This window comes from Asticcacaulis biprosthecium C19 (assembly GCF_000204015.1).
Classification (GTDB): Bacteria; Pseudomonadota; Alphaproteobacteria; order Caulobacterales; family Caulobacteraceae; genus Asticcacaulis; species Asticcacaulis biprosthecius.
On record NZ_GL883079.1, the window covers coordinates 717,489 to 727,059 of the forward strand.

The 9,571-nt window shown below is 61.5% G+C and carries 12 protein-coding genes and 1 pseudogene; 6 read left to right on the top strand and 7 right to left on the bottom strand.

All coding sequences use genetic code 11. From position 1 onward, the window contains the following. Nucleotides 1-57: 57 nt before the first annotated feature. The 7 genes from gmk to fabD form a co-directional block, all read right to left on the bottom strand. The gene (gmk, locus tag ABI_RS18530) at nucleotides 58-690 is read right to left on the bottom strand and encodes a guanylate kinase (protein WP_006274587.1); all 633 of its coding nucleotides are present in this window, start codon (nucleotides 688-690) and stop codon (nucleotides 58-60) included. A gap of 3 nt (nucleotides 691-693) precedes the next feature. After that, nucleotides 694-1,575 (bottom strand): YicC/YloC family endoribonuclease, encoded by an 882-nt coding sequence (locus tag ABI_RS18535; protein WP_040309605.1) that lies wholly within the window; start codon nucleotides 1,573-1,575, stop codon nucleotides 694-696. Next, nucleotides 1,575-2,720, bottom strand: a complete 1,146-nt coding sequence (gene mltG / locus ABI_RS18540; protein ID WP_006274589.1) for an endolytic transglycosylase MltG — start codon at nucleotides 2,718-2,720, stop codon at nucleotides 1,575-1,577. Before mltG ends, ABI_RS18535 begins: the two co-directional genes overlap by 1 nt. Then, the gene (gene fabF / locus ABI_RS18545; protein WP_006274590.1) at nucleotides 2,717-4,003 is read right to left on the bottom strand and encodes a beta-ketoacyl-ACP synthase II; all 1,287 of its coding nucleotides are present in this window, start codon (nucleotides 4,001-4,003) and stop codon (nucleotides 2,717-2,719) included. The genes mltG and fabF overlap by 4 nt, the downstream gene beginning before the upstream one ends. 290 nt (nucleotides 4,004-4,293) lie before the next feature. Further along, on the bottom strand, nucleotides 4,294-4,533 hold the full coding sequence (locus ABI_RS18550) for an acyl carrier protein (RefSeq protein ID WP_006274591.1): 240 nt from the start codon (nucleotides 4,531-4,533) through the stop codon (nucleotides 4,294-4,296). Between the two features lie 189 nt (nucleotides 4,534-4,722). After that, nucleotides 4,723-5,463 (bottom strand): 3-oxoacyl-[acyl-carrier-protein] reductase, encoded by a 741-nt coding sequence (fabG, locus tag ABI_RS18555; RefSeq protein WP_006274592.1) that lies wholly within the window; start codon nucleotides 5,461-5,463, stop codon nucleotides 4,723-4,725. Nucleotides 5,464-5,538: 75 nt separating this feature from the next. Further along, nucleotides 5,539-6,498 (bottom strand): ACP S-malonyltransferase, encoded by a 960-nt coding sequence (fabD, locus tag ABI_RS18560; protein WP_006274593.1) that lies wholly within the window; start codon nucleotides 6,496-6,498, stop codon nucleotides 5,539-5,541. Between the two features lie 157 nt (nucleotides 6,499-6,655). Here fabD and ABI_RS18565 point away from each other — a divergent pair, with 157 nt between their 5' ends. The 6 genes and pseudogenes from ABI_RS18565 to ABI_RS26310 form a co-directional block, all read left to right on the top strand. After that, nucleotides 6,656-7,192, top strand: coding sequence for a peroxiredoxin (locus tag ABI_RS18565; protein ID WP_006274594.1), 537 nt, complete (start codon nucleotides 6,656-6,658; stop codon nucleotides 7,190-7,192). 191 nt (nucleotides 7,193-7,383) lie between these two features. Beyond that, entirely contained in the window at nucleotides 7,384-7,761 is a 378-nt protein-coding gene (rpsF, locus tag ABI_RS18570) for a 30S ribosomal protein S6 (RefSeq protein ID WP_006274595.1), read from the top strand. Nucleotides 7,762-7,766: 5 nt separating this feature from the next. Next, a complete protein-coding gene (rpsR, locus tag ABI_RS18575; RefSeq protein WP_006274596.1) occupies nucleotides 7,767-8,045 on the top strand; it encodes a 30S ribosomal protein S18 in 279 nt (92 codons plus the stop codon). 20 nt (nucleotides 8,046-8,065) lie between these two features. Then, entirely contained in the window at nucleotides 8,066-8,647 is a 582-nt protein-coding gene (rplI, locus tag ABI_RS18580) for a 50S ribosomal protein L9 (RefSeq protein ID WP_040309606.1), read from the top strand. Between the two features lie 216 nt (nucleotides 8,648-8,863). Further along, complete coding sequence (locus ABI_RS18585) at nucleotides 8,864-9,064, top strand: cold-shock protein (RefSeq protein WP_006274598.1); 201 nt, start codon at nucleotides 8,864-8,866, stop codon at nucleotides 9,062-9,064. A 243-nt stretch (nucleotides 9,065-9,307) separates the two neighbouring features. Next, nucleotides 9,308-9,571, top strand: a pseudogene (locus ABI_RS26310) (TonB-dependent receptor); the annotation flags it as partial.

Genomic DNA, 9,571 nt, shown 5'->3' on the forward strand with positions numbered 1-9,571 from the left:
GGTCATCGCGGATTGGTATTAGATCGGCCTTTCCAAGCCGCTTGAACCCCAGCAGATCTAAATCTTCTCGGCCATCAGTTCGTCGACGAAGGGCGAAATCCACAGCCCCCTCGCCCGGCGTGACGCCTCGGCATGATAGATATGCACAAGTTCGGCATAGGACCGGTCGAAATCATCGTTCAGGATGATGTAGTCGTACTCCGCCCAGTGCGAAATCTCGTTCTTGGCGCGCGAAATGCGGCGCTGGATCACATCGTCGTCGTCCTGGGCGCGCGCCACCAGCCGGCGGTTCAGTTCCGCCATCGACGGCGGCAGGATAAACACCCGCACGACATCGCCCGGCGCCCTGGCCGATATGCGCTGGGCGCCCTGCCAGTCGATGTCGAACAGGACGTTGCGCCCATGGCTCAGCGCCTTTTCGACCGGGTCACGCGGCGAGCCGTACATGGCGTCGTGGACAGAAGCGTATTCCAGCAGCGCCTTATCCGCGATCAGCTTGTCCATCTCTTCCTGCTTGATGAAATGGTAGTCGCGTCCGTCCTTTTCGCCCGGACGCACACCGCGCGTCGTCACCGAGATCGACAGATCCAGATCAGCGTGGTCGGACACCAGGCGGCGGCACAGCGACGTCTTGCCAGCCCCCGACGGCGCTGCCACGATCATCATCAGGCCGCGGCGCAGCTTGTCCATTAATTACTCCACATTCTGAGTCTGTTCGCGAAACTGGTCGATCACGGACTTAAGCTCCAGGCCGGTCTGGGTCAACTCGATAAAGGCCGCCTTGGAACACAGGGTGTTGGCTTCGCGCATGAATTCCTGGGCCAGGAAGTCCAGCTTGCGGCCGGGCGCCGGTTCGCCGTCGATCAGACCATGAGCCTGGTCGATGTGCGAGGTCAGACGATCCAGTTCCTCGCGGACGTCGGCCTTGGCGGCCAGGACGGCGGCTTCCTGCAGAACGCGCTCCTCGAACCCGGCCTGATCGGCCAGCAGCTCGTTCATACGGCGGGTAAAACGGTCGCGAATAATCTCGACCTGCTGCGCCGCCAGTGACTTGGCGCGTTCCAGAGCGGCCGCCATGGCGACCAGCTGCGATTTCAATATGGCATTCAGCGCCCGCCCCTCGGCCTCGCGCGCGGCCTTCAGGCCGTCAAACGCCCGCGCCAGATCGGCCCCCAAGGCGGCCTCGCCGGCTTCGTCCAGGCCTTCACGATCGTCGCTGGCGCTGTCAATAACACCGCGCAGGGACAACAGGCCATCCAGACGAGGCTTTTTGACCTTGCCGGCCTTGATCAGGTCATGCCCCGCGTCGAGATAGGCAGCCAGAACATCGTGGTTGATGCCGACGCTCCCCTTGCCGGTCGCCGAGCTGACCGAGACATTCAGGGTAACCTGACCACGGGTCAGCCGCCCCTTGACCAGTTCACGTCCCAGTCGCTCGACGGCTTCGAAACCCGGAGGAAAGCGGTATTTAACGTCGAGGCTGCGGCCGTTGACGCTGCGGACTTCGATGACCCAGGCGGTGTCTCCCGCGCTGCCCTCTACGCGGGCGAAACCGGTCATGGAGGCAATAGTCATCAGTGCGACTTACCCTGGAGGCGAATGGCCGCCTGGGTTTTCGCGCCGTCGCCTGAGGTCGGCGACGAGGCCACGGCCGAGGCCGAATCGACGGCAGGCGTGGAGTAGCGGGACACTTCCGACTCGATCTGGCGCCATTTGGCGACATTGGCCAGATGTTCTTCGTAGGTGGCGGCGAAGACATGGCCGCCGGTGCCATCGGCGACGAAATAGAGGTCGGTGGTCTTGGCCGGATTCAGGGTGGCGGCGATGGCGGCACGGCCCGGATTGGCGATGGGAGTCACCGGCAGCTTGTCGATCTGATAGGTGTTCCACGGCGACCAGGTATCCAGTTCGGTCCGTGTCAGGCCGCGGCCCAGGGGTTCACCGCGCGACACGCCATAGATTACGGTGGGGTCCGAGCCCAGGCGGACGCCCTGCTTCAGCCGGTTGACGAAGACGGCGGCGACGCGCGGACGTTCGGCGGCCAGACCCGTTTCTCGCTCGACGATCGAGGCCATGATCAGGGCCTCTTCCTTGTTCTTGAAGGGCAGGTCCGGCGCGCGTTTTGCCCAAAGATCGTCCAGCGTCTTGCGACCGGCGTCGAGCATGCGGTCGAGTACCGCTTCACGGGTTTCACCGCGCTGAAATTCGTAGGTTTCCGGCAGGATCGCACCTTCCGGCGGCGTTTCGATCTCACCGGTCAGGTGTTCCTGTGCCATCAGCAGGCGCACCACCTGGGCTGAAGTCTTGCCTTCGGGGATGGTGACGAAGTTGCGCACCACCTTGCCGGTTTCCATGCGGACCAGCACATCGACCAGGGAATCCCCGGCGGGAAAGGCATAGGTGCCGGCGCGCAAACGGTTGGCGTGGCCGCGCATCTTGGCGACGATCCGGAACAGGTTGGCCGAACGGATGACCCCCTGCTTTTCCAGCGCCTCGCTCATGGCGGTGACGCTGGTGCCGCGCTGGAAGGTGACTTCCTTCACCGCGGCATTGTCGGCCAGTTTGGGACCGGGACCGTAGAGTTGGGCATAGAAGAACATGCCGCCGGCCATGATGAGTAGAACGATACCGGCAACAAGGCCGGCCACGGGCGCAAGCAGCGCGCCCGTTCCCCCCTTGGCCGGGGCCGCTTTCCCGTCACGGCGCAGCCAGCGGATCATGCCTCGACCTTACCCAGAATGAGGGCGGCATTGGTGCCGCCAAAGCCGAAGCTGTTCGACATGACGCGGTCAATCTTCATCTTCTTGGCCTTGTTGGGGACCAGGTCGACCTGGGTTTCCTCGGCAGGATTCGCCAGGTTGATCGTCGGCGGCGCCACCTGATCTCGGATGGCCAGGGCGCAGAAGATGGCTTCGACGGCGCCGGCACCACCCAGCAGGTGGCCGATGGCGGACTTGGTCGAAGACACGGTCGCGGTCGCCGCGCGTTCACCGAGGAAACGCTCGATGGCGCGCAGCTCGATAAAGTCGGCCATGGTCGACGTACCGTGGGAATTGACATAGTCGATGGTCGCCGGGTCGATGCCTGCGTCCTTGGCCGCAGCGACCATGGCGCGATAGCCGCCCTCGCCGTCTTCCGAAGGCGCTGTGATGTGGTAGGCGTCACCCGACAGGGCGTAGCCCAGGACCTCGGCATAAATCTTGGCGCCGCGGGCCTTGGCATGTTCGTATTCTTCCAGAACAACGACGCCCGCGCCCTCGCCCATGACGAAGCCGTCACGATCCTTGTCATAGGGACGCGAGGCCTGGGTCGGATTGTCGTTGAACGCGGTGCACAGGGCGCGGCAGGCGATAAAGCCGGCAATGCCGATCGGCACGATGGCCGATTCCGCCCCGCCGGCGACCATAACGTCGGCATCGCCGTGGGCGATCAGGCGAGAGGCATCACCGATGGCGTGAGCACCGGTGGCACAGGCCGTGACGACGGAGTGGTTCGGCCCCTTGAGGCCATGGCGGATCGATACCTGGCCCGAGGCCAGATTGATCAGGGAGGACGGAATGAAGAAGGGCGAAATCCGCTTGGGGCCTTTGTCACGCAGTTCCAGAGCCGTGGCCGCGATGATGCCAAGGCCACCGATACCGGAACCGATCATGACGCCGGTGCGGATCCTGTCTTCTTCGGTTTCGGGATGCCAGTCGGCGTCGTTCAGAGCTTCATCAGCGGCCGCAATACCGTACAGGATGAAGTCGTCGACTTTGCGGCGTTCCTTGTTCGACAGGACCTTGGACGGATCGAACGAGCCTTCGATATCGGGACCGCCACCACCGCGGCCGTCAACGGTCGGAACTTCGCAAGCGACTGTACAGGCATAGTCGGTTGTATCGAATGCTGTGATCGGGCCTGCGCCGGACTGACCGTCCAACAGACGTTTCCACGAAATCTCGACCCCGGCGCCCAACGGCGAGATCAGGCCGAGGCCGGTGATGACAACGCGACGTACCATAGGCGTATCGTTTCCCTGAACCGCCCGGCCAGATGCCCCCATCTGAAACCCCGAGCGGCGATGTTAATAGAGACCTTTGTAAATCCATCCGGCCGACATGCAAAGGGCCGTTTTCTGCGCTTCCGGCGCTCACGTACTTAAGTACGCTCCGCTCCGGTTCTCGAAACCAGCCCTTTTCAGCTCAGCCTGACGGTTTTCAATTGGTCGCTATGGCATACTCAAAAAATTAAGCGCGGCCAAACCCGAAATTCAGGTTTGCAGCCGCGCTTATAACCGATCCAAGCGCGAGCTTAGGCGGCCAGCTTGTCCTGGATGTAGTTGACGGCGTCGCCGACGGTCAGGATGTGCTCAGCCGAATCGTCGGGTATTTCGATGTCGAACTCCTCTTCGAAAGCCATGACCAGCTCGACGATGTCGAGGCTGTCGGCTTCCAGATCGTCGATAAAGCTCGCCTTTTCCGTCACCTTGTCCGGATCGGCGTCCAGGTGGTCGATCACGATCTTGCGAACACGTTCAAGAACTTCAGACATTTATTGTCCCTTCAGAGGTTTAGACATTCAGGCCCCCGTAAACCTTTCGGCCACGCGGGGCAATGAGAATTTCGGGTTTCGGCTTGTAACCACACAGTTGTAAGGTTTCAAGCCGATTCAGCCGTTGCGTACCACACTCTTAACCAACACAAAAGCGCAATTGCGTCAGCGTCTGTTGCGTTGCGGCAATCAAATCATCGCCATACCACCGTTGACGTGCAGGGTATGTCCCGTCACGTAACCGGCTTCGTTACTGGCCAGATAGACCGCAGCCGCAGCAATATCCGCTCCATTGCCCAAAGCGCCGGCGGGGATACGTTGCAAGATGGTGGCGCGCTGGGCGTCATTCAACTCTTCGGTCATCGGCGAGGCAATAAATCCCGGCGCAATGCAGTTGACGGTGATGCCGCGCGAGCCGACTTCCTGAGCCAGGGCCTTGGAGAAGCCGATCATGCCGGCCTTCGAGGCGGCATAGTTGGTCTGGCCTGGATTGCCGGTAACGCCGACAACCGAGGTGATGCCAATTATACGCCCGGAGCGGCGCTTCATCATACCCTTGGTGGCTGCGCGGGCCAGGCGGAAATAGGCTTCCAGATTGACCTTGATGACCGTGTCCCAGTCTTCGTCCTTCATGCGCATCAACAGGCCGTCGCGGGTAATGCCGGCATTGGCGATTAGGATGTCAAGCCCGGAACCAGCAGCTTCCTCGGCCTTGGCGACAAGGCCATCGACAGAGGCTGAGTCCGACAGGTTGGCGGCGGCAATGAAGGCATTGTCGCCCAGTTCGGCAGCGAGGTCGGCGAGGACGTTTTCCCGGGTGCCGGACAGGACGACCTTGGCGCCTTGTTTGTGGAGGGCGCGGGCGATTTCGGCGCCCAGGCCGCCGGTGGCCCCGGTGACGAGGGCGGTCTTACCGGTTAGTTCGAACATGGAGGCTCTCCGATTCCTGTCTGCAACCGGCGCGGCTTACGACACGGCGGTGGGGGTATCAAGGTGTATGTGAATTCAGGCCAGATCCTTGGCGAAGGCTTCGAAGTCAGCGGCGCCATTAAGGGCGACGGCCGTCACATCCGGCAGGCTGCGCTTGATCATGCCCGTCAGCACCTTGCCGGCGCCCAGTTCGGCAATGCAGGTCACGCCCCCGCCATTTTCCGATTCTTTGGCACCGAGCCATTCCATCGTTTCACGCCAACGTACACGGCCGGTCACCTGCTGGACCAGGAGACCAGCGATATCGGCCTTGTCCGCCACTGGGCGGGCGGTGACATTGGCCACCAATGTCGAGACCGGCGCATTGATGTTGACCTTGGCCAGAGCGTCGGCCATGGCATCGGCGGCCGGCTGCATCAGCGGGCAGTGGAACGGCGCAGAAACGTTTAAAAGCATGGCCTTGGCGCCCAGTTCCTTGGCCTTTTCCATGGCGATCTCGACGGCGGCTTTCACGCCGGAAATGACAATCTGGCCGGCATTGTTATCGTTAGCGACCACCACTACACCGCCAGCCGAACCGGCCTGGCAGGCGGCTTCGGCCAGGGCCAGGTCGGCCTTGCCGATAAGGGCCGCCATGGCGCCGATACCGACCGGGACCGCCGCCTGCATCGCCTGACCGCGGATCTTCAGCAGCCGCGCTGTGTCGGTCAGGCTGAAGGTGCCAGCGGCGGCATGGGCGGAATATTCGCCCAGCGAGTGTCCGGCAACGTATTTTGCACGGGTGCAGGCGATGCCGAAATCGCCTTCCAGCACGCGGGCGACGGCTATCGACACCGCCATGATGGCCGGCTGGGCATTCTCGGTCAGGGTGAGATCGGATTCGGGGCCTTCGCGCATCAACTGGAAGAGCTTTTGTCCCAGGGCTTCGTCGACCTCATCGAAGACCGCGCGGGCACGCGGAAAGGTGTCGTACAACTCCGCCCCCATGCCGACGTTTTGCGAGCCTTGTCCTGGAAAAACGAACGCTGTGGTCATTACGGGCCTCCTCAGAATTGAGCGGGCGACTGGATAGGCCGAACCGCGCGCGAGGGCAAGCAAAAGCTATTTTGCTTGCCCTCGCGCCATTGATGTAACCCAACTTGCCGGTCGCGCGTATAAGGGCTATCGTCCGCGCCAAAAGGGAGACACCGCCATGACGCCGTTTGTTCGTTCCACCCTCGTAAGCCTTTCTATTCTCGGCCTTGCTGCCGCTACGCCGTCTTTGGCCGCGCTCAAGGTCGGCGACAAGGCGCCGAACTTCACCGCACCCGCCGCCACCGACGGCAATGTCTCTACCTTCTCATTGAAGGAAGCGTTGAAAGACGGCCCGGTCGTCGTCTATTTCTACCCCAAGGCCTTTACCGGCGGCTGCTCGCTGGAAGCCCGCCAGTTCTCCGAGGCCATCCCGCAGTTCAAGGCCAAACACGTCACCGTCATCGGTATGTCAGCCGACGGCATTGATGTCCTGAAGGACTTCTCCAAGAAGGATTGCGCCGGCAAGTTCGCGGTGGGGTCGGATGTCAATGTGGCCGTGACCAAGGCCTATGACGCCCAGATGGGCACCATGAACATGTCCAGCCGCATCTCCTACGTAATCAGCAAGGACGGACGCATCGCTTTCGTTCACGACAGCGGTGACGCCGCGACCCACGTCCCGGCTCTTCTCAAGGCCGTCGGCGCCGGCAAGTAATTCGCCTCGTACGGATATCTATTGGGGCCGCAGGCAGAAGATGCTTGCGGCCCTTGCCTTTGCGGCTGTCTTCCTTTATAGGCCCTGTTCCCCTGACGGGTGGTCAGTCTCAATTGCGAGTTCCTGATCCATCGGCGTGCCCGGACTTCCGCCGGACATGGCGCCACCCGCCTCAACGGAAGAGGATCTGAATGCCCTTTTACGAACATACCGTGATCGCACGGCAGGACATTTCGCCGCAACAGGCGGAAGCCCTTAACGATCAACTCAAGCACCTCATCGAAGACAATGGCGGTCACATCGCCAAGATCGAATATTGGGGTCTGCGCAACCTGACCTATCGCGTCAAGAAGAACCGCAAGGGTCACTACTCCCTGCTGGCTATCGACGCCCCGGCTGCCGCCGTGAAGGAAATGGAACGCCAGCTCGGCATCAACGAAGACGTCATCCGTTTCCTGACCGTCCGCGTCGAAGAACTGGATCTGGAACTGTCCCCGATCCTGTCGCGCCGCGACCGTCCCGAGCGCGCTGAGCGCACTGAAACGTTTGCCGCCGAACAAGGAGCCTGATCACCATGGCTGATATCGAAACCGCTCCGACCCCCGGCGCGCCCGTCGGCTCCGGCCCGGCCCGTCGTCCGTTCTTCCGCCGCCGCAAGGTGTGCCCGTTCTCCGGCGCCAACGCTCCGAAGATCGACTATAAGGACGTCAAGCTGCTGCAGCGCTATATTTCCGAGCGCGGCAAGATCGTCCCCTCGCGCATCACGGCCGTGAGCCAGAAGAAGCAACGCGAACTGGCCAAGGCCATCAAGCGCGCCCGCTTCCTGGCCCTGCTGCCTTACGTTGTGAAGTAAGGAGTAGAAAACCATGAAAGTTGTTTTTGCTGGAACGCGTCGAAAACCTCGGCACCATTGGCGATGTCGTCGGTGTCAAGGACGGCTTCGCCCGTAACTACCTGCTGCCGCGCCACAAGGCGTTGCGCGCCACCTCCGCCAACCTGAAGGTCTTCGAGGCCCAGAAGGACCAGATCGTCGCCCGTAACGCCGCCGCCAAGGCCGGCGCCGAAAAGGCCGCCTCTGAACTGGACGGCACGACCTATGTCATCATCCGCCAGGCGGGTGACTCCGGTCAGTTGTACGGCTCGGTCAATGCTCGCGACGTCACCGACGCGGTCATTGAAGCCGGCGGCAAGGTCGAGCGTAATCAGGTTTCGCTCGACACCCCGATCAAGACCCTGGGCGTTCATGCCATCAAGGTTCGCCTGCACGCCGAAGTGACCGTGTCGATTTCGGTCAACGTCGCCCGTTCGCAGGACGAAGCTGATCGTCAGGCCGCCGGTGAGAACGTCATCGCCGCGCAGTTCGAGGAAGATCGTCTCGCTGACGAAGCCGCTGCTGCCGACATGCTGGAAGGCGGTGCCGGCCAGGCAATCGCCGATGCACCTTACGAAGCTTAAGCTTCTTAAGAGCTTACAAGAAAAACCCGGCAGGAAATCCTGCCGGGTTTTTTCTTGCCAAGATAAGAAATCGCGGTATTGTAGGGTAATTCGAGATCGACGGTTTCCCAGACGACCGCCTTACGGCCCGCTTCCAGATATCGCTACTTTCGGATCCAGTTCGCGTAATTCCACCCGAACTTCATGCACGAATGTGCGACATTAAAGGAGGCCATCATGGCCACAGGTACAGTAAAGTGGTTCAATTCCACCAAGGGTTTTGGTTTCATTCAGCCCGACGCCGGCGGCAGCGACGTGTTCGTCCACATCACCGCTGTTGAGCGCGCGGGCCTGCGCGGCCTGAACGACGGCCAGAAGATCACCTACGAACTGGCTACCGAAAAGGGCAAGACCTCGGCGGTCAACCTGCAAGCCTAAGCTTTCAGGACCTTTGACGTTTCAAACCCCGGCAGGCAACTGCCGGGGTTTTTGCTATGCGGGGATAATCTCTAAATTTTGGAGACGCTGCGCTGCCGCGTGATCACAAAAATAGATTTTCTAACGCCAGACGGCAGAAAATGTTGCGGCGCACACCCCTTCAATCCACACCGTATCACAACCAATTAGGGCGAGAACCGGACGCACCGGAGCCATAAAATGCACGTCTCAAGGAAAGACATTATGTCGAAATCTCGCCTCTACACCGCCAGCGCCAGCGCCATCGCTTTGGCCGCCGGCCTCGGCTTTGCTCCCGCCGTATTTGCCCAAGACACCACCGCAGTTGTCGAAGAAGCGCCCAGCGAAATCGTCGTCACCGGTCAACGTGCTGTCCGCCGCTCGCGCCTCGATACTCTGGTCCCCGTCGACGTTGTCCGCGCCGATACCCTGAAATCGCAAGGCTCCACCGAACTGGCCCAGGGCCTGTCGCGCGTTGCCCCATCGCTG

Bases quoted from the DNA above. Each gene is read 5' to 3' on its own strand.
- gmk (WP_006274587.1), bottom strand. From the start codon at position 690: ATGGACAAGCTGCGCCGCGGCCTGATGATGATCGTGGCAGCGCCGTCG.
- rpsR (WP_006274596.1), top strand. From the start codon at position 7,767: ATGGCTGATATCGAAACCGCTCCGACCCCCGGCGCGCCCGTCGGCTCC.
- fabD (WP_006274593.1), bottom strand. From the start codon at position 6,498: ATGACCACAGCGTTCGTTTTTCCAGGACAAGGCTCGCAAAACGTCGGC.
- mltG (WP_006274589.1), bottom strand. From the start codon at position 2,720: ATGATCCGCTGGCTGCGCCGTGACGGGAAAGCGGCCCCGGCCAAGGGG.
- ABI_RS18585 (WP_006274598.1), top strand. From the start codon at position 8,864: ATGGCCACAGGTACAGTAAAGTGGTTCAATTCCACCAAGGGTTTTGGT.
- ABI_RS18535 (WP_040309605.1), bottom strand. From the start codon at position 1,575: ATGACTATTGCCTCCATGACCGGTTTCGCCCGCGTAGAGGGCAGCGCG.
- fabF (WP_006274590.1), bottom strand. From the start codon at position 4,003: ATGGTACGTCGCGTTGTCATCACCGGCCTCGGCCTGATCTCGCCGTTG.
- ABI_RS18550 (WP_006274591.1), bottom strand. From the start codon at position 4,533: ATGTCTGAAGTTCTTGAACGTGTTCGCAAGATCGTGATCGACCACCTG.
- ABI_RS18565 (WP_006274594.1), top strand. From the start codon at position 6,656: ATGACGCCGTTTGTTCGTTCCACCCTCGTAAGCCTTTCTATTCTCGGC.
- rpsF (WP_006274595.1), top strand. From the start codon at position 7,384: ATGCCCTTTTACGAACATACCGTGATCGCACGGCAGGACATTTCGCCG.
- fabG (WP_006274592.1), bottom strand. From the start codon at position 5,463: ATGTTCGAACTAACCGGTAAGACCGCCCTCGTCACCGGGGCCACCGGC.